Annotated in this window: 15 protein-coding genes and 2 pseudogenes; 9 read left to right on the top strand and 8 right to left on the bottom strand. The window is 71.7% G+C overall.

What is annotated here, in order from left to right; translation table 11 throughout:
* The first annotated feature begins 45 nt into the window (after nt 1-45).
* From AS594_RS16045 to AS594_RS16025, 5 genes are all read left to right on the top strand, one after another.
* Complete coding sequence (locus AS594_RS16045) at nt 46-1,023, top strand: hypothetical protein (RefSeq protein WP_069927682.1); 978 nt, start codon at nt 46-48, stop codon at nt 1,021-1,023.
* Complete coding sequence (locus tag AS594_RS16040) at nt 1,020-1,403, top strand: hypothetical protein (RefSeq protein ID WP_069927681.1); 384 nt, start codon at nt 1,020-1,022, stop codon at nt 1,401-1,403. Before AS594_RS16045 ends, AS594_RS16040 begins: the two co-directional genes overlap by 4 nt.
* Before the next feature lie 63 nt (nt 1,404-1,466).
* The gene (locus AS594_RS16035) at nt 1,467-2,114 is read left to right on the top strand and encodes a Pycsar system effector family protein (RefSeq protein WP_240509024.1); all 648 of its coding nucleotides are present in this window, start codon (nt 1,467-1,469) and stop codon (nt 2,112-2,114) included.
* A gap of 179 nt (nt 2,115-2,293) precedes the next feature.
* A complete protein-coding gene (locus AS594_RS16030) occupies nt 2,294-4,573 on the top strand; it encodes a catalase (protein ID WP_069932790.1) in 2,280 nt (759 codons plus the stop codon).
* 287 nt (nt 4,574-4,860) lie between these two features.
* Nucleotides 4,861-5,469, top strand: coding sequence for a 2'-5' RNA ligase family protein (locus tag AS594_RS16025; protein ID WP_240509023.1), 609 nt, complete (start codon nt 4,861-4,863; stop codon nt 5,467-5,469).
* Here AS594_RS16025 and AS594_RS16020 read toward each other — a convergent pair.
* On the bottom strand, nt 5,432-6,409 hold the full coding sequence (locus tag AS594_RS16020; protein WP_240509022.1) for an SIS domain-containing protein: 978 nt from the start codon (nt 6,407-6,409) through the stop codon (nt 5,432-5,434). The genes AS594_RS16025 and AS594_RS16020 overlap by 38 nt on opposite strands.
* Nucleotides 6,410-6,548: 139 nt before the next feature.
* On the opposite strand from AS594_RS16020, the gene AS594_RS16015 reads away from it, so the two are divergent.
* Nucleotides 6,549-7,370, top strand: a complete 822-nt coding sequence (locus AS594_RS16015) for a DeoR/GlpR family DNA-binding transcription regulator (protein ID WP_069932792.1) — start codon at nt 6,549-6,551, stop codon at nt 7,368-7,370.
* A gap of 75 nt (nt 7,371-7,445) precedes the next feature.
* Here the strand turns inward: AS594_RS16015 and AS594_RS16010 are convergent, their stop codons facing one another.
* Nucleotides 7,446-8,429 carry an NEW3 domain-containing protein gene (locus AS594_RS16010; protein WP_069932793.1) on the bottom strand — a complete coding sequence of 328 codons (984 nt, stop codon included), beginning with the start codon at nt 8,427-8,429 and terminating at the stop codon, nt 7,446-7,448.
* Nucleotides 8,430-8,546: 117 nt separating this feature from the next.
* Nucleotides 8,547-10,010 (bottom strand): Gfo/Idh/MocA family protein, encoded by a 1,464-nt coding sequence (locus tag AS594_RS16005; RefSeq protein ID WP_069932794.1) that lies wholly within the window; start codon nt 10,008-10,010, stop codon nt 8,547-8,549.
* Nucleotides 10,011-10,264: 254 nt separating this feature from the next.
* Here AS594_RS16005 and AS594_RS16000 point away from each other — a divergent pair.
* Nucleotides 10,265-10,783 (top strand): annotated as a pseudogene (locus tag AS594_RS16000) (ABC transporter ATP-binding protein); the annotation flags it as partial.
* A gap of 62 nt (nt 10,784-10,845) precedes the next feature.
* On the opposite strand, the gene AS594_RS15995 reads toward AS594_RS16000, so the two are convergent.
* Nucleotides 10,846-12,063: an IS110 family RNA-guided transposase gene (locus AS594_RS15995; RefSeq protein WP_069931975.1), complete on the bottom strand. Its 1,218-nt coding sequence runs from the start codon at nt 12,061-12,063 to the stop codon at nt 10,846-10,848.
* 262 nt (nt 12,064-12,325) lie between these two features.
* Here AS594_RS15995 and AS594_RS15990 point away from each other — a divergent pair.
* Together AS594_RS15990 and AS594_RS15985 are read left to right on the top strand one after the other, a co-directional pair.
* Nucleotides 12,326-12,718: pseudogene (locus tag AS594_RS15990) on the top strand (ATP-binding cassette domain-containing protein); the annotation flags it as partial.
* Between the two features lie 5 nt (nt 12,719-12,723).
* On the top strand, nt 12,724-14,061 hold the full coding sequence (locus AS594_RS15985) for an ABC transporter permease (RefSeq protein ID WP_069932795.1): 1,338 nt from the start codon (nt 12,724-12,726) through the stop codon (nt 14,059-14,061).
* Nucleotides 14,062-14,165: 104 nt separating this feature from the next.
* On the opposite strand, the gene AS594_RS15980 is transcribed toward AS594_RS15985, so the two are convergent.
* The 4 genes from AS594_RS15980 to AS594_RS15965 all read right to left on the bottom strand — a co-directional run bounded on the left by AS594_RS15980 (nt 14,166) and on the right by AS594_RS15965 (nt 18,785).
* Nucleotides 14,166-14,978 carry a VOC family protein gene (locus AS594_RS15980; RefSeq protein ID WP_069932796.1) on the bottom strand — a complete coding sequence of 271 codons (813 nt, stop codon included), beginning with the start codon at nt 14,976-14,978 and terminating at the stop codon, nt 14,166-14,168.
* Nucleotides 14,979-15,156: 178 nt separating this feature from the next.
* Nucleotides 15,157-16,542 carry a cytochrome P450 gene (locus AS594_RS15975; protein ID WP_079148188.1) on the bottom strand — a complete coding sequence of 462 codons (1,386 nt, stop codon included), beginning with the start codon at nt 16,540-16,542 and terminating at the stop codon, nt 15,157-15,159.
* Nucleotides 16,539-16,943: a DUF6479 family protein gene (locus AS594_RS15970; RefSeq protein ID WP_069927674.1), complete on the bottom strand. Its 405-nt coding sequence runs from the start codon at nt 16,941-16,943 to the stop codon at nt 16,539-16,541. The genes AS594_RS15975 and AS594_RS15970 overlap by 4 nt, the downstream gene beginning before the upstream one ends.
* A 144-nt stretch (nt 16,944-17,087) precedes the next feature.
* Nucleotides 17,088-18,785 carry a bifunctional 3'-5' exonuclease/DNA polymerase gene (locus AS594_RS15965; protein WP_069935135.1) on the bottom strand — a complete coding sequence of 566 codons (1,698 nt, stop codon included), beginning with the start codon at nt 18,783-18,785 and terminating at the stop codon, nt 17,088-17,090.
* Between the last annotated feature and the right edge of the window lie 155 nt (nt 18,786-18,940).

Below are 18,940 nucleotides of genomic sequence, written 5' to 3'. Positions count from 1 at the left end.
ACAAAGCAGCCACCCGGCCCCTCACCCGCACAGCAGGAGAAGGAAATGTCGACGATCATCAACGATCCCGTACGCGAGGTACGGACCCTGCACCGCTTCGAGTACGTCCGCAACCGGCCGCCGACGTACGCCGAGCGCGCCCTCGTCTTCCTCACGTCGGCCGGGCAGCCGCAGACGTATCTGCCCTATCAGCAGCCCACCCGCGGGGAGTTGGTGAGCAAGAACTTCCGCACGCTGTACGAGGTGGAGATGGGCATACAGCACATGTCCCTGGAACACCGGCTGCCCAGTGAGGGAGACGCCTCCTTCTTCACCGCGGAGACCGACCTGACCTGGCGGGTCACCGACCCCGCCGCGATCGTGAAGAGGCAGGTCCGCGATGTGCGCGCGCTGATCGAACCCCGCCTGCTGACCCGCATGCGCCGCGAGAGCCGCCGTTACGCCATCGAGAGCAGCGCCGCGGCCGAGGCCGCGGTGATGGAGGCGCTCGCGGCCGAACCGCTGGCCGCCGCCGAGGGCCTGGAGATCCGGTGCGAGCTGCGGCTCAGCCTCGACGAGGAGGCGATGAGCCAGCTCTCCTCGCTGCGCACCATCGACTACACCAAGACGCGGACGCGCAGCGAGCACGAGCTGACCCGCCTGCTCACCCACAACGAGCAAGAGGTGATGGAGGAGCGAAGCAGCTTCTACGCGACGCTGCTGGGGCAGGGCGAGATGGGCCGCTGGGGTGCCCACCTGGCGCAGAACCCGGGCGACATCCCGCTCGCCATCTCGGCCATCCGTGACGACGAGCGGGAGGCGAGCGGGAACCAGATCCGCATCATCGAGAAGCTGCTCGACTCCGGCGTGGTCGAGGACCACATGGTGGAGGAGACCGCCAGGGCCGCACTGGAGGGAGTGAAGGCGCGGCTCGTCGACGCGGGCCAGGGCCGTACGCGCAAACAGCCCGTCTACCGGGAGCAGCTGGAGCGGGGACAGGCCGGCCAGGACTCCGTACGGGACTCGTCGGAGGAACGCGAGTGAACACGCCCCCCGAGGTACTGCGGACCGTCGTTTCCTTCCTCGTGCTCGGCGGTGCCTTCTACGTTCTGCTCCGGTGGGTGGCGGCTCCCCTGCTGACGCAGGTGGGCACCGGAGTGGAGTACGCGCTGAACGTGGTGGCCGTGGGCCTGCTGCTCCCGGAGTACTGCTGGACCCGGGCCCAGCGGCGGGTCACGGGACGGGCCGCCGCCTTCGCCTACACGTACGGGGACGCGGTGTGCGCCCTGACGGGAGCCGGACATCGGTGCGCGGGCACGGTGCTCACCGCCCTGCACGAAGCGGCCGCGCGGCTGGGCCACCGCGGTTCGCTGTGGATCGGCACGCTCGCCGCCGCCGCGCTGGTGGTCCCGCGCCTGCTGTGACCACGGGCGGCGCGTGCGCGACGACCGGACGAGTCCGACCGGAACACCAAGGGGGTACCCGACATGACGGACGCTACGGGCACGGCTTCTCCTTCCCCGGCCGGTGCTGCGGCTGGTTCCCCGGCCGGTGCTGCGGCTGGTGCTGCGGCTGGTTCCCCGGCCGGTGCTGCGGCTGGTTCCCCGGCCGGGCCCCCCACCCTTCCTGCCGTCCCTCAGGACACGAAGGGGGTCCGCACCGCCGAGCGGTTGCTGGCCGAGTTACGGGTCGAGATCGGCCGGGCCGACACCAAGGCGTCCGTGCTCATCGGTGCGATAGGGGTGTGCGCGGGGGCCCTGCTGAGCGGAGCGCGGGAGGTCACCCCGGCCGGCGGCCCCGGCTGGACGCTCGGCGGGCTCGGCGGAGTCGGCGGGCTGGCCTGGGCGCTGGCGGTGGGCTTCCTGCTCTTCGCCACAGTCCCTCGCTACCGGGCGAGCCCCTGGCGGACGGGCCTGCCCCTGACGTACTTCCTCGACATCCGCCGCGCCGCGCGCTCGGGAGCGCTCACCGACGCGCTGCGCGGGACCGAGGACGACGAGCTGGCGGGCCTGGTGATCGCGCTCGGTGACGCGAGCGCCATCGTCGCCGCCAAGCACCGGTGGATCAGGGTGGGTCTCGGCTGCTTCGCGCTCGGAGCGGGTGTGCTGGTGGCGGCGGTGCTGGCGGGCGGCTGAGAAACGCCGGTGGGTTCCGTACGCCGTGCGATCCGCTGGTTCGGCGCGGGGTGGGCGGGTACCCGGCGGGGCGCTGTCACAGGCGTTGGTACGTGCGGTCACGTGGACCCGGGGCGCAGTTTCCCCTTCTGCGGTCCGGGTCATAGCTGTGACGTTGCCCCCACACCCTTGGAGACCAGATGAGTGAGAAGAACCCGGTGAAAGCGGCAGCGGAGAAGGCCGTCGAGGTGCTGCGCGGCGACGGTGGTCCGCCGGACGGCATTCCGGGCAGGCCGGGTGCCGAGGCGCCGCCGGTCGACGAGCCGACCGCCGCCCGGGGCCCGCTGCCTCCCAAGCCCGACCAGAGCGGTCCGGAGACGGTCAGCCCGACCGGCAGGCCCACCGGGGCCGCGCAGGCCGACATGGCACAGGGTGGCGAGTACCTGACCACGGCTCAGGGCGCCCGCCTCTACGACACCGATCACTCCCTGAAGGCCGGTGCCCGCGGGCCGGTTCTGCTTCAGGACCATCATCTGCGCGAGAAGATCACCCACTTCGACCACGAACGCATCCCGGAGCGGGTCGTCCACGCGCGCGGTGCGGCGGCGCACGGGGTCTTCAAGGGCTACGGCACCGCGGCGAAGGTCACGAAGGCGGCCTTCCTGGCGAAGGACGTCGAGACGCCGGTGTTCACGCGGTTCTCGACGGTCCTCGGCTCGCGCGGTTCTTCGGACACCGTGCGGGACACGCGTGGTTTCGCGACGAAGTTCTACACGGCCGAGGGCACCTTCGACCTGGTCGGCAACAACATCCCGGTCTTCTTCATCCAGGACGCGGTCAAGTTCCCCGACATCATCCACGCCGGCAAGCCCCACCCGGATCGTGAGATCCCGCAGGCGCAGAGCGCGCACGACACGTTCTGGGACTTCGTCACCCTGCACACCGAGGCGACCCACCACACTCTGTGGAACATGTCCGACCGGGGCATTCCGCGCTCGTACCGGATGATGGAGGGCTTCGGCGTCCACACCTTCCGGCTGGTCAACGCCGAGGGTGCGACGACACTGGTGAAGTTCCACTGGAAGCCCAGGCTCGGCGTCCACTCGCTGGTGTGGGAAGAGGCGCAGCTCGTCAACGGCATGGACCCCGACTTCCACCGCCGTGACCTGGCCGACGCGATCGAAGCCGGCGCGTACCCGCAGTGGGAGCTCGGCATCCAGACCTTCCCCGACACCCCGGACCAGACGTTCGAGGGCATCGACCTGCTCGATCCGACGAACATCGTCCCGGAGGAACTGGCCCCCGTACGGCCGGTCGGGCTGCTGACGCTCAACGCCAACCCGTCGAACTTCTTCGCCGAGACCGAGCAGGTCGCCTTCCACCCCGGGCATCTCGTGCCGGGCATCGACATCACGGACGACCCGCTGCTCAGCGGCCGGCTCTTCTCGTACCTCGACACCCAGATCAGCCGGCTCGGCGGGCCCAACTTCGCCCAGATCCCGATCAACCGCACGCACGCGCCGGTCAACGACATGCACCGCGACGGCATGCACCAGACGGCCGTGCACACCGGCGTGGCTCCGTACCGTCCCAACTCCCTCGACGGCGGCTGCCCGTTCCTGGCGGGTGCGGACACCGGGGCTTACATCGAGGTGCCCAGGGAGGTCCCGGCGGCGAAGAAGGTGCGCGAGGCGCCTGCCTCCTTCTCGGACCACTTCAGCCAGCCGCGGCTGTTCTGGCTCAGCATGTCGCCCGTCGAGCGCGAGCACATCATCGCGGCGTACACCTTCGAACTCGGGAAGTGTTACGAGCAGTCCATCAAGGAGCGCGGGCTGAAGGTGCTCGCCAACATCGACCCCGAACTGTGCGAGCAGGTCGCCATGGGCCTCGGCCTTCCGGCGCCGGCGGCCACCGTTTCGCTGACCACCCCGGCTCCGAGCCCCGCCCTGTCCCAGCTCGGGCAGACCTGGCCGCTGGACGGCCGCGTCGTCGGGATCCTCGTCGACGCCGACGGCGACCTGGACGGTGTGCGGTCGGTACGGGAGGCCGTCCTGGACGCCGGGATGGTCCCGCTGGTGATCGCACCGGCGGGCGGCAAGCTCGAAGGCGGCGGCGAGCCGGTCGCCGTCCAGCGCACGTACGTCACCGCGCGCTCGGTCGAGTACGACGCCATTCTGGTGGCGGGTGTGCCGGGCATCGGAAGTGACGCGTACGCCGCGCGGGACGCGAAGGCCGCCGAGGCGGTCGCGCCGGCCGGTGCGGCGACCGATCCGCGGGTGCAGCTGCTGCTGCTGGAGGCGTTCCGGCACGGCAAGGCCATCGGGGGCTGGGCGGGCGCCGAAAGGGTCCTGGAATCCGCGGGGATTCCCGTCGGAACGCCGGGTGTGGTGACCGGTGACAGCGGCACGGGCACGCTGGAGCAGGTCAAGCAGCTCCTGGGGCAGCACCGGGTGTGGGAGCGGTTTCCGATCGGGGTCTGAGCCGGGGTATGCCGGTCCGGCGCTCCGGTTCCGGCCCGCATGACCGGTCCGGCCCGCATGACCGGTTTCCGGGTTTCCGGCCGTCTCACGGGTTGCTGACCCGCCTCACCGGCGCGGCCGACGACGGTCGCGCCGGTGAGGCGTTTTGAGGAGCGTTTTCGAGGCGCTTCGAGGCGCTTCGGGGCGTTTCGGTGGGGCGCTTTCGGTGGGGTGCCGCGCAGGCGTTTTGGTGGGGCCGGTGAGGGCTGTGGTTCTCTTGGCGTCCACCGGGAGAGCGGGGGCAGGGCGTGGGGTGGCCGGACGTTGCCGGGGACACGGCGCTGACCATCAAGGTGCCCGAGGCCGATCCGCTCGTCCGGGCCGGATTCCCCGCCCATGTCACCGTGCTCTACCCCTTCCTGCACGAGAGCCGGATCGACGGCCGGGTCCATCACGAGCTGCGGGCACTGTTCCGCTCGTACGACGCCTTCGACCTGACGTTCGCCGAGTTCGCCCGCTATCCGGGCGTCCTCTACCTGGCCCCACGGCCGGCCGGTCCGATACGGGCGCTCACCAGGGAACTCACCGGGCGCTGGCCCGAAGCGGTTCCGTACCGCGGCTTGTTCGGTGAGGGGCTGGACCCGCACCTGACGGTCGCCAACCACGAGGGTCCCGAGACCTGGGAGCGCGCGTACGACGCCCTGGAGACGGAGTGCGCGTCCGCCCTGCCGGTCACCTCCCGGATCGCGGCGGTGCACCTGATCGTCCGGGACGGCGACCGCTGGCGCGACCGAACGGCGTATCCGTTGGGGGGAGTAGGAGAAGTCGGAGAAGCAGGAGAAGTGGGGGAGCAGGGGGGCGGCGGGGTGCGGGCGGGGGTTACGCCGGGCTGTCCTCCAGGACCACGGACCGGGTGAGGTTGCGGGGCTTGTCCGGGTCGTAGCCGCGGGACTCCGCCAGCGCGACCGCGAGGCGCTGGGCGCGGATCAGGTCGGCCAGCGGGTCGAGGCCGCCGTCGGCCGCGCTCCCGGACCCGGCGGCCAGCGTGCCGCCGACGCGCGCGATGTCCTCGGCCAGGCCGTCCGGCAGCGCGCCGAACACCCATGCCACGCGGCCGGGGCCGGTGATGCTGATGGGACCGTGGCGGTACTCCATGGCCGGGTACGCCTCGGTCCAGGCGCCCGCCGCCTCACGCATCTTGAGTCCGGCTTCCAGCGCGAGCCCGTACGTCCAGCCGGTGCCGAGGAAGGTGAACTGCTCGGCGCCGAGCACCTCGGCGGCCAGTGGCACGGTGACCGCGCGCTCGGCGTCCTTGATCGCCTCGGAGAGTGGACGTACACCGGTCGGAAGAGCGTCTTCCGCCTCCAGGTGGGCGCGCAGCAGGGCGAGCACGGTGGTGGCGAAGCGGGTCTGGACGACCGACTCCTCGTCCGCGAAGTCCAGTACGGCGACGGCGTCCGCCGCCCGCATCACCGGCGTCGCCGGGTCGGCGGTGATCGCGCCGGTGGGTACGGCGGACCGCAGGCGGTGGAGTACGTCCAGTACCTCGGTGGTGGTCCCGGAGCGGGTGATGGCCAGGACGCGGTCGTAGCCGGAGCGGTACGGGAACTCCGAGGCGGCGAAGGCGTCGGTCTCGCCGTGGCCGCCGCTTTCGCGCAGTGCGGCGTACGCCTGGGCCATGAACCACGAGGTGCCGCAGCCGACCACGGCCACGCGCTCGCCGCGGCGCGGGAGGGCGGCCGTGTGGGCGGAGAGCGTGCCGGCCGCCTGGGACCATGTGGCAGGTTGGGAGGCGATCTCGGCGGCGGTGCGGGAGGCGGAGGAATCCGCGGTGGTCTCCGTGGGCATCGTGGTCATTGGATGACTCCATATGATTGAAGCTGCTCGAAGGGTGGGCGTTCCAAGCAGATTCGAGCGCTGGCCCGCCGTGTGGCGAAGTATCCACCAAGCTGAACTCGCCGTCCATGCAGACCACGTTGTGAAGGAGTCCGGCCGCATGTCGAAACATGAGCGGTGGAGCGCGCTGCTGGAGCTGCTGGCCGCCGAGGGAAGGCTCGACGTGGAGGAGGCCGCGACCACGCTGGAGGTCTCGGCCGCGACGATCCGCAGGGACCTCGACGAGCTGGCTGAGCAGCAGATGCTCGTACGGACGCGGGGCGGGGCGATCGCGCACGGCGTGTCGTACGAGCTGCCCCTGCGCTACAAGTCCTCGCGCCACGCGTCCGAGAAGCAGCGGATCGCGGCCGCGGCGGCGGATCTGGTCGCGGACGGGGACGTGGTGGGCCTCAACGGCGGTACGACCACGACCGAGGTGGCGCGGGCACTGGCGCTGCGGGCCTCCGCGCCCGGCTCGGGTGGCGGTGCCGGTGCCGGTGGCGGTCCCGGTCCCGGTGGCGGCCCGGTGCTGACCGTGGTCACCAACGCGCTGAACATCGCGGGTGAGCTGACGGTCCGGCCGCAGATCAAGCTCGTGGTCACGGGCGGGGTGGCACGGCCGCAGACCTACGAACTGGTCGGTCCGCTGACCATGGGCGTACTCAACGAGGTCGTGCTGGACGTCGTCATACTCGGCGTCGACGGGCTGGATCCACAACTGGGCGTCATGGCGCACCAGGAGGACGAGGCGAGCATCAGCCGGCTGTTCGCGGAGCGTTCGCACCGGGTGATCGTGGTGACGGACTCCTCGAAGATGGGCAAGCGGGCGTTCGCGCGGATCTGCGGTCTGGACCGTATCGACGTGGTCGTGACCGACTCGGCGATCTCGGCGGAGGCGGCGGGTCGGCTCACGGACGCCGGGATCAAGGTGATCACCGTCTGAGGCCGGCCCGTGGGTGCGTGCGGCGCTGTCTCCCTCTCGGGGGGAACAGCGCCGCAGGCATTCATTCCTGCCCGGTCACGGCGCGATCGCCATGGCGAAGATGTGGATGTTGGCGTTCGCGGGCAGGACCACGAACTCCACCGTCTTCGCCGGGTCCAGCGCCACCGAGTGGGCGAAGACGCTGTACTTCACCGTGGCGTTGCCGTACCCGTCCTGCCGGTTCCGGCCGTCCGTCGACTTGACCAGCGTCGCGCCGTGCGCCGTCACGGGGTCGAACGACCAATTGGGGAAGCCGAACGTCCCCGTACTGGAGGACCCGTCGGTGTAGTACACGGTGGCGTTGCCCGTCGCCGCGCTGGTGACGCCCGAGCCGAGGAACACCAGCTTGTCGCCCTTGCCGCCCAGCGTGACCGCCTGGCCCCCGCTCGCCACGTTGTCCTTCGTCCCCGCAGGCACGTCCGGCCAGGTCAGCTCGGCGCCGAGGGCGCTGACCCTTGCCCCTCGCGTCAGGCCCACCGCGGCGAGCTTCTGCGCGGAGAAGCTGTTGCCCTCACCGTCGTAGTCGCCGGCCCCGGTCGCGGACTCGTCGGTGATCGCCACATTGTTGTACGCCGCCGCCAGGTTCGCCTGCGGGCTCCCGGACCGCTCGGTGCGGATGCCGGTGGCCGTGCCCTCGCCGTCTCCGCCCTGGTACGTCGCGGTCGCCCGGAACGTACGGATCACGAATCCGGACCGCTTCTCCGGGACCTGGATGCGGAACGTCGTCTCGGCCGACGCGCCCGTCGCGAGGGATCCGTCGACGGCGCGTACCGCCGGCTGGACCGCCCAGCCGGCCGGACCGGCGAACGACACCTTCAGTGAACGCAGGCGCTGCGGACCGGCGTTCTTCACGGACACCTTCACCGTCGAGACGACCGGGCCGTCCAGGTCCACGGGCGAGATGCTCACCTCGGTCCTGGCCGCCGCAGGGGCCTGCGGTTCGGCCGCGCCGGCCTGCGCCGGGACGAGTAGGAGGGCGATCGCCGCCGTCAGCGAACCGATCAGTCGAGCCGGTCTCATGCCTGATCCTGCGCCAGATTTCATGCCGGGTCTCATTCCTCTTCCTGTCGCTCGGGTTCGGGGGGCCGGGTCGGGTTCGCGCTCAGATTCAGGTCCGGAAGCTGCGCGTCCGGGAGCTCAGGAAACGGGGGGCATCTCCGTCATGCGCGAGTCGAGACCCGAGCGCAGATTGACCCAGCCACCGCGCGTGAAGTCCGGTATCGCGACCGGACGCCCCTTGTTCGCCAGGGACATGACGCTCAGCGGGACCGGCGAACACCAGGCCGCCGAGTCGTACACGTCGATGTCGGGTACCAGTCCCGCCCGCATCGTCTGCACCGTGCGCCACTGGAGTACGTAATCCATGCCGCCGTGCCCGCCGTTGTTCGCGGCGTCGTCGCCGATCTTCTTCCACAGCCAGTGGTCGAACTCCTTGCGGTACGTGTCGAAGTCCCGCCAGGAGTGGCCGCCGTGGTCCGGCTCGACGTAGATGCGGCCGCCGGTCGTCGACGTACCCGCGTAGTCCTCGAAGATCCCGCGCGTGCCCGCGATGGAGTTGATGCGGCTGTAGGGGCGGGGCGAACTCACGTCGTGCTCGGCCCGGATGGTCCGGCCCTTCGCCGTCTCGATCGCGCAGGTCACGAGGTCGCCGTTGACGTACGTCTCGTTCCACGACGGGTGCGACCGGGGGACGAAGCGCTCGCGGTAGTCGGCGAGGCCCTTCGGCGCGGTCGCGGTGGCCTTCAGTGTCGTCATGCGGTCGCCGCGGTTGATGTCCATGGCCGCCGCGATGGGGGCGAGGCCGTGCATGGCGTAGAAGGACGCGGTGCTGCGGGTGTGCCAGAGGCGGCGCCAGGAGTCCGTGTAGTACGTGTTGGAGAAGAGCAGCGCGCGCAGGTCGTGCAGGTAGCCGCCGTGGCCGTTGGTGATGTCGCCGAACAGGCCCTCGTGCGCGGCCTTGAGCATGGCCAGTTCGTTGCGGCCGTAGTTGCAGTTCTCGGACAGCATCAGGTTCTTGCGGGTGCGCTCCGAGGTGTCCACCAGGTCCCACAGCTCGCGCAGTTCGGTCGCGATGGGCAGCTCGACGACGACGTGCTTGTCCGCCAGCAGCGCGGCCTTGCCCTGTTCGTAGTGGAACTCCCACGGTGTCGCGATGTACACGAGATCGACGTCGTCGCGCTTGAGCATCTCCGTGTACGAGTCGGCCGAGCCGCCGAACTCCGCCGGGCGCGGCTTGCCCTTCGCGACCAGCTGGTCGGCGGTGCGCTTGGCGCGGTCGGCGCGGATGTCGCAGACGGCGGTCACGACGCAGCCGGGGACCACGGACCAGCCCGTGGTCATCCCGGAACCCCGGTTGCCGAGGCCGATCACACCGACGCGGACGGTCTTGTACGCCTCGAAGGGCACGTTGATCATCGACTTCTGGCCCGGCTTGCGGGCGGGCGTCGCACCGGAGGCGGTCGAATCGGCGGCGGCCGGCGCGGTACCGGCGGGCGCCGCCGCCGCGCTGCCGGCCGATCCGATCCCGGCCGCGAGCGACGCTCCGGTAGCCAGCGTCCCTCCCAAGAGCAAGCGACGGGAGACTGCGGGGATTTCGGGCATACGAGACGCTCCTCGATACGTGACCGGCATCACTTCAGTGGCGGGGTCGACTCTGGCGGGATTGCCAGTTACATGTCAATAGGTGTTCGCAGGAACCCTGTTCCGAACAAAATCAAGCATCGGAGGCCCCGGAAGGCGTCGGCCGACGGTGTACCCAGGTACACCCGCACCCGGTGTGTACGGCCATCGGCACGGCGCGTGCCCGTCCGTAGCGTCATTTCCGACGGCACAGCACGTGCCGGCACGAGGGAGTGATGAGAATGTTCCGCCGCACACAGCAGGCGACGCGCACCCCGAGGGCTACGCGCACCCCGAGGGCGACGCGCACCCCGAGGGCGGCCGACGCCCTGCGGCTCGTATCGGTCAGCAAGGTCCACGGGACGGCGGACAGCGCGGTGACCGCGCTGGACCGGGTGACGCTGAGCCTGGTCGCCGGGACCTTTACCGCCGTCATGGGGCCCTCAGGATCCGGGAAGTCGACCCTCCTCCAGTGCGCGGCGGGGCTCGACCGGCCGGACACGGGACAGGTCGTGGTCGACGGCGAGGAGATGACCGGCGGCACCGAGGCGGAGCTGACGAAGTTCCGGCGGCAGCGGATCGGTTTCGTCTTCCAGCAGTACAACCTGCTGCCCACCCTCACCGTCGAGCAGAACACCGTTCTTCCGCTGAAGCTCGCCGGCCGACGCGTCGACCGCGACCGGGCGCGCGGGGTCCTCACCCAGGTCGGCCTCGGCGACCGGCTCGGCCACCGCCCGGACCAGCTGTCCGGGGGGTGCCTCTATGGGTTTCGTCAACCCTGTCGTGCCGGGTTTGAGTTAATTCGTCGGGGTGGGGTTCATGCGGCGAGGGCGGCGGTCCTGGGCTCGCGAGGTTCGTAGAAGGTGCCGTCGCGGAGCATGGCGAACAGGACGCTGATGCGTTGGCGGGCGAGGCGGAGGAGGGCCTGGGTGTGGGTCTTTCCGCGGGCTCGCTGGCGGTCGTAGTAGTTGCGGGAGGCGGGATCGGCGTTCATGCAGGCGAAGGCGGAGAGGAACATGGCGCGTTTGAGCTGCCGGTTTCCGCCTCGGGGCGCGTGTTCGCCGTGGATCGAGGTCCCCGACGACTTCGTGGCCGGGGCGAGGCCGGCGTAGGAGGCGAGGTGGGCGGCGGAGGGGAAGCTGGTGCCGTCGCCGACGGTGACCAGCAGGACTGCGGCGGTCCTGACGCCGACGCCGGGCATCGAGGTCAGGACCGGGGAAAGAGGGTGTGCCTCCAGCAGGGCGTTGATCTGGGCTTCCAGGGCCCGGCGCTGTTCGTGGACGGCCGCGAGGGAGCGGGCCAGGGACGGGATCACGATGTCGAGGGTGCCGGTCCCGGGCACGACCACGGTCTGTTCGTCGAGGGCGTCGAAGACGTCGTCGATCAGCCGGGCTGCCATGCGCGGGGCCTTGGGCCGGATGACCTCGACGAGTCTGCGGCGGCCGGCCTTGCGCAGCGCGGCCGGGGAACCGTGACGCTCCAGGAGCCAGGTGACGGCCTGGTGGTCGAGGCGGGGGCCCAGGACGCGCTCCAGGCTGGGGTGGAACTGGGTGAGCAGGCCGCGTATCCGGTTGGACGTGCGGGTGGCCTCGGCGGCGAGGTCCTGGTCGAAGCCGACGAGCACGGTCAGCTCGGCGGTGATCTCGTCGGTGAGTTCGAGCGAGCGCAGGGTGTGCGGCATGGTGCGGGCCGCGTCCGCGATGACCGCGGCGTCCTTCGCGTCGGTCTTGGCCTCACCCGGGTAGAGATCGGCGATCCGTCGCATCGCCAGTCCGGGCAGGTAGGCGACCTTGCAGCCGGCGTCGCGGGCAACCGTGAGCGGGAGGGCGCCGATGGAAGCGGGCTGGTCCACGATCACCAGCACGGTGCCGAACTTCGCGATCAGTTTGTCGAAAACCGCTCGCAGTTTCGGCTCACTGTTGGGCATGGCCTTGTCGAAGACCTTCTTGCCGACCGGGGTGAGCCCGTACCCGTGGTGGGCGCTCTTGCCGACGTCCATGCCAAGGAAGACGCCCACGTTGCCGGTGTCGAACATCTCACCCCTCCAAGGGAGTTGACTCTGCCTGGCCTCGGCTTCGGTGTCGTACGCGCGCATCCACGTTATGCAGACCTGCCGCCCGCGAGCTGTCCGGCATTGCGCCGGACCGGGTGGTGGCCGGACCTCTCATCAGCGTCTCCGACGGCACCTCCCAGGCCCGGTGACACCACCCCCCAGGTCATCCGTTCGACAGGGGGACACAGTCATGCCGGGCCCGGAGGCCAGCGGCCCTCTTGCAGGACCGCGAAGAACATAACGGGGGCAGCGTCAGCGCGTCGCCATCGCCCGCGCGCTGGTCACCGAACCGAGCGTGGTGTTCGCGGACGAGCCGACCGGCGCGCTCGACACGCGCAGCGCACGCGACGTACTGCGGCTGCTTCAGGAAGCGGTACGGGTGCACGGCCGCACGGTGGTGATGGTGACGCACGACCCGGTGGCCGCCTCGTACGCGGACACCGTGCTCTTCCTCGCGGACGGCCGGCTGGCGGGTCACCTGAGCGCGCCGACGGTGGACGCGGTCGCGGAGCGGCTCGCGCACCTGGGCGACCGGGTGCCGGGTGACGCCTGCGCCACGGGCACCGGCCGCGACGGTCTCGGCGGCCGTGACGGTCTCGGCGGCCACGACGGTCTCGACGTTCCGGCGGGGGTGTGAGCGCGATGTTCACACTGGCCATGAGCTCGGTCCGGCAGCGCCCCGGGCGCTTTGTCGCGACGCTGCTGTCCGCCTTCCTGGGGGCCGTGATCATCATGACGTTCAACTCGCTCCACGACACGGCCGGGGCGCGCGGAGTCGACGACGTCAGCGCCGAGTCGATGTCCACGGCCGCCACCGTGGTCGGCGGCTACGGATCGCTGCTGGTGTTCTTCGCCGTCGCTTCGACGCTCACCGTGAACGTACGGCAGCGGGGCGGGGAGATCGGTCTGCTGCGCAGCACCGGTGCCACCCCGGCGCAGATCAAGCGGATGGTCGTCGGGGAAGCGGCCGTGGTCGGGCTCGTGGGAGCGCTGCTGGCGATCGCGCCCGCGATGCTCGCGGGGCGGGGGCTGCTCGCGATGTTCCAGGAGAGCGGGCAGGTCGCGGGGAGCGTGCGGTACGCCTTCGGCCCCATCGCCCTCGTCTCGGGTCTCGGCATCGCTCTACTGGCCTCCGTGGGCGCCGCGTTCCTCGCGGTCCGCCGGGCCACCGGAACCGGGAACCGGGTACGCCGGTCCGGCGGCCGGGGGCGGAAGTCGGCCGGGTACGGCGCACTCGTCGCCGGTACCGGATCCGCACTCACCACCTTCGCCATGGACGGCACCGACCCCATGGCGATGGCACCGGCGGCGTACGGCGCGATTCTGCTGGCCGCCGGCTTCGCGGTGTTCTCGCCCGTACTCCTGGGGACCGTGCTGGGCCGGCTGAGCAGGCCGATCGAGGCGCTCGCCGGGGCCGGCGGCTACCTGGCGGTCCACACGATGCGCCGCCGCGTGGCCGAACTGTCGGGCGTACTCATGCCGTTGATCCTCTTCACCGGCATGGCGACCGCGACGCTCTACATACAGGCCGTCGAGACCGACGCGATCAAGGCGTCCGGTCTCACGAAGTCGGTGGAGGACAAGAACCTGGAGACGCTGAACCTGGTGGTCGTCGGCATCATCGTGGTGTTCTCCTGCGTCATGCTGGTCAACAGCCTGTACGCCGCGACGTCCTACCGGCGCGGCGAGTTCGGCCGGCAGCGCCTCACCGGGGCCACTCCGGGCCAGGTGCTGGCGATGGTCGGCTGCGAGGGGGGCGTGCTGACCGTGACCGGAGTGTTCCTCGGTTCGGCGGCCGGGCTCGCCGGGATCGTCCCGTTCACCTCCGTCCGTACGGGCGGGATCCTCCCCGGTCAGGGGCTCGGTATCTGGTTCGGCATCGTGGCGGTCGCCTCGGCGGCGACGCTCGTCACCAGCCTGGGGACGGCCTGCCGGGCCCTGCGCACACCGGCGGTGGCCGCGGTGGCCGTGGCGGCTTGACCGGGGGCCCCGGCGGTGGCCCTCGGCGCGTGCCGGAGAGGCGGTGACCCGCCGCGAGTCCCGAACCAGCACCGGTCTCCGCGCGTGCCGGGCCGGCGGTGGTCTCAGGCCGGGGCCGGTGTGGCCGGGGTGAGCACCACGAAGTCCGCGCCCGACGGGTCGACGCAGACGGCGAGCCGGCCGACGCCCTCGGCGTCCTCCGGTCCCATCTGCACGCTGCCGCCGCTCGCGCCGACCTTGGCCACCGTGGCGTCGCAGTCCTCGACCGCGAACACCGGGTGCCAGTACGGCTTGCCACCGGTCAGCGCGAGTGCTTCGGACGGCAGCTGCATGAGACCGCCGTGCATCCGCTCCGGGGGCTGGCCGGCCGGCGTGATCATCGAATACGTACCCTCGCCGCCCGGCAGCGCCATGTCCTGGGTCTCCCAGCCGAAGAGGCTGCCGTAGAACTCCTTCGCGGCTGCCGCGTCGGTGGTGTAAAGCTCCGTCCAGCAGAGGGTCCCCGGCTCGTCCGCCGCCTCCATCCCCTTGGTGTTGCCCGCCTGCCAGACGGCGAACTGACCCCCCTGGGGGTCGGTGTACTGGGCCATCCGGCCTTCGCCGTCGGCGTCCATCGGAGGGACCCGTACCGTGCCGCCCGACCGCTCGACGGCCCCGGTGGTGGCGTCGGCGTCGGGGGTGCAGAAGTAGATCATCCAGGCGGAGCGCGCGCCTTCCTCGGTGAGCCGCCCAATGCCGGCGACGGCCTTGCCGTTCCTCTTCAGTACGCCGTAGTCGCCGGCGTCCGGTGCGTCCGGGCCGTAACTCTGGAACTCCCAGTCGAACACCGCTTTGTAGAACTCGGCCGTGGCGGGGACGTCAGGGGCGCCGAGGTCGATCCAACAGGGGGAGCCGGGCACGAAGTCAGTGGTGATCATCACGTTGCCTTTCGTCGCGCATCCTCATGGATCCAGCCGCAGGAATCCGGCACTCACAGCCGCGGGAATCCAGCACGCGTGAGTGCGGCCCGATGAGTACGGCCCGATGAGTGCGGCCTCATGAATCCAGCCTGTCATCCACCACTGACAACCGCCCGTCGGCCGGCCCGGCGCCTCCTCAGGGCCGGGCGGCGGCGGAGAAGCGCAGCGCGAAGTGGTTGACGGTGTAGGGCACGGGGCCGCCGGAGCGCAGCCGGACCGGGCCGTGCAGGCGCACGTCGTGACCCTCCAGGAGCGCGGCGACGAGCGTCGAGGTCACGAGCAGGACGAGGTCCTCGCCGGGGCACACGCCGGGTCCCGCGCTGAACGGCACGAACTCGGGGCCGGTGTGCGCCGTGCCGTCCAGCCAGATCTCCGGTACGAAGCGGTCACCGTACGGGGCGGAGCCGTCCCGGTGGAAGTAGGGGGCGTACACCAGAAACGTCGTTCCCCCGGGCAGAGTTCCCTCGCCCCAGCGCGTCCGGCGGGTGCTCTCACGCAGCAGGAACGGCGTCGTCGGCCACAGCCGCACGGATTCCATGACACAGGCGCGGGTGTAGGGCAGCACCTGCGGCCGAGCCAGGTCCGGTACGGCCAGCTCGTTGCGTACCTGCTGCTCCTGCGCCGGGTGGGTGGCCAGCAGGGCCAGCGTCCGCGCGGCCGCGACGCCCGCCGCGTCGAACGCGAACAGCCAGTGCGGAACCTGGCCCGCCGGATCGACGCCCGGTTTGGCCGGCGTCCTGTCGAGTGCCTCGGCGAGGCTGCCCGGTTCGGCCCGGTCCAGGTGGGCGCGCAGCTCGCGCTCGAAGCGCGCACGCGGGCGGGCGGTGGCGCGCGGGGGGACGAGTGAGGCCCAGTTGCCGAAGCCGCGCAGCCGTGCGAGGCGGTCGGTGAGCGCGGTGTCGTCGCGCGCGGAGTCACCGAGGACGACCCGCCGTACGATCCGCCACCAGGTGGCGGCGAAGGCGTCCCAGTCCAGCGGCGCGGGGCCGGTGAGCAGTCGCCCGGCCTCCTCGCGGACGGTACGTACGAACTGCGGGGCGAGGTGGTGGAGGTGCCGCCCGGTTTCCAGGACGTCCTCGTTGAAGGCCCGGCGCTCCTCGCGTTCCTGGCCCGCCGAGACGAGTACGCCGTGCGGCTGGAAGTGGCCGAGTGCGCCTCGTTTGAGGCGGCCGGCCGGGGTGAACGGCTCCGGCGTCTCGTCCAGGACGCGCTGCGCGTCCTCGACGGAGAGCGGGAGAACGAGGTCCCGGCCCGCCAGGCGCAGGTGGAGCGGGCCGGGACCGTACCGCCGGTGCAGCTCGTTCAGGAGCCGCACCGCGTGGCGGTCGGCGTCGAGGCGGGCGGTGAGCGCCACGCCCCGTCGGCGGCGTACGACGACACCGCCGGCGAGTGGGGGAAGGCCCACCCGCACGGCCACGCGGGCGGCGTCGCGGGCGGACGCGCGGGCCGGGGTCGAGGCGCGGAGCGCGGCGCGCTCGCCGTCCTGCCCGCCCTCGGCGCTGTACCGCCTGCCGACGGTCACCCGCCAGGGCCTCCGCTGCCAAACGAACCCCCGGACTTCTCGTCCCACCGGGGCGGTTCCTCAGGGTTCCCGGAGGCGGGCCTGCCGGAGCTGTTGCCCGTGTTTCTGAGCTCGTGCGGGAGGAGCCGTCCGCCTTCCGGAGGCACGACTTCGTCGGGTTCCCGGCGCTCTCTGACCTCGGGCGGGCCGGAGCCGTCCGGCCGGTGCGGCTGCTCCTGGGGCGTCGGAGGAGCCGGCTCACGGTTCCTGATACGGATGCCCCACCACACGGCGGCGATCAGAGCGGCCGCGATGGCGAGCCCCGCGACGAACGGCGCAATGCCGATGACCAGGTCACTCGCGGCCGTGGGGTCCGTGAGGCCTGCGATCTCACTGGTTCTCGTGCTCTGGAATGCGCTCATGCGCGGCGGGTACCCATCGGCGCCCGAGTCATGAGCCGCCGTACAGGTGAAACATTCGGGCGGGGCCCTCGCGTCGGTCGGGTGAGCGCGCACGCCACACGGCCGCCGGGCAGGGGGACGGCCTCGCCCGGCGGCTGTCGCCGCTCACTTCGCGTCGGCGTAGCACTCCACGACCGCCGTCGTGAACGGGAAGCGCACCGGCGTCTCACCGAAGGCGATCCGCCCGGCCAGGTCACCGGCCGCGCGGATCGCCTCCGCGACGGTCCGCGCCTCCTCGGCGGGGCAGTGCACGATCACCTCGTCGTGCTGGAAGAACACCAGCTCCGCCCGGAGCCCCGCGGCCTTCAGACTCTGCCGCAGCGCCGCCATCATCAGCAGTGCCCAGTCGGCCGCGCTTCCCTGCACCACGAAGTTGCGGGTGAAGCGGCCCCGGGCGCGGGCGTTCGTCGACGCGTACCCCGGCGTGAACTCCCCCTCCCGCACCGCCGCCGATGGCCGGTCGTCGTCCTGCGGGATGCCCGCCTCCCCGTCGTCGCCGGACCCCACGGCCGGCGGGCAGGTCCGCCCCAACCATGTCCGTACGAGCCGCATCTCCTCACCCGCGCGCGCCGCGTCGTCCACGTACGCGACGGCACGCGGGAAACGTCTTCGCAGCGCCGCGAGGTTCTTCAGGCCGTCCCCGGAGGTCTGCCCGTACACCGCCCCGAGCACGGCGAGCTTGGCCATGTCGCGGTCACCGGCGAACGCCCGGTCCGACACCGCCTTGTAGAGGTCGCCGGGCTGTCCCGCCACCTCCATCAGTCCGGGGTCGCGCGAGATCGCGGCCAGGACGCGCGGCTCCATCTGATCCGCGTCGGCGACCACGAGCCGCCAGCCGTCGTCGGCGATCACCGCGCGCCGGATCACCTTCGGGATCTGGAGCGCGCCGCCGCCGTTGGTGACCCACCGGCCGGTGATCGTCCCGCCGGGCAGGTACTGGGGTCTGAACCGTCCCCCGCGCACCCAGTCCTGGAGCCAGCCCCAGCCGTGCGCCGTATGGATGCGGTACAGCTTCTTGTACGCGATCAGTGGCTCCACCGCCGGATGGTCGACCTCGGCCAGCTCCCACCGCCGCGTGGATTTCACCTTGATCCCGGCCTGCGCGAAGGCCCTGATCACGTCGGCGGGCAGCTCGGGCCGTACGCGCCTGCCGAAAGCCGCCGAGATCTCGTCCGTCAGCTCCGCCATACGGCGCGGGTCGCCCCCTCCCGCATACCGCTCGCCGAGCAGCTCGTCCAGCACCGCCCGGTGCACGTCCGCCCGCCACGGCAGGCCCGTGCCGTTCATCTCGGCGGCCACCAGCATCCCGGCCGACTCGGCGGCCGTCAGCAGCCGCATCCGGTCGGGATGCTCCGCCGCCTCGTGCCTGCGCTGCTGATCGGCGTACACCTCCAGCAGGTCCTCGAACGGCACCGGGACCGGCTGCGGTTCGAAGAGCGACGACTGCGAGCCGGGTTCGGCGGCGCGCTGCGGCGGGTCGGGCGGTACGGGCCGGTCGTGCAGCCGCGCCCAGGCCGCCGCCGCCGAACGGGGCTCGCCGTGGCGCCCCTCGTGGCCGAGGAGCAGCGACTCCGCGTCCTCGATGTCGTAACACCGCTCGACGCGCACGCCCGCGCCGAGCAGCCGGGGGTAGATCTCGGCGGTGGACCGCCACACCCACCGGCCGACCTCGGGCCTGGAACCGACCGCCGCCACGAGGTCGGGCTCCGCGCGCACGTCACCGGACGGCCGCCCGTCCCGCCCCAGCGGCACGAGCAGCGCCCCACCCCCGTCCGTCGCGGCGACGGCCCAGCGATCGCTCATGAGTGCGAGTCTGGCACCCGGCACTGACAACGCCGTGGCCGCTGCGCACCGTGTCCGCCGGACGGCCCGCGCCGCCCCCCCCGAAACCGAACGCCCTCCGCGCCGAGTCCCGCACCGGACGGGCCCAGCCCTCCCTCGACCGATGCCCCTGCGGC

The organism is Streptomyces agglomeratus (assembly GCF_001746415.1).
GTDB lineage: Bacteria > Actinomycetota > Actinomycetes > Streptomycetales > Streptomycetaceae > Streptomyces > Streptomyces agglomeratus.
The sequence above is the reverse complement of the archived record's forward strand: the minus strand, read 5'-3'. Positions and strand labels throughout refer to the sequence as shown.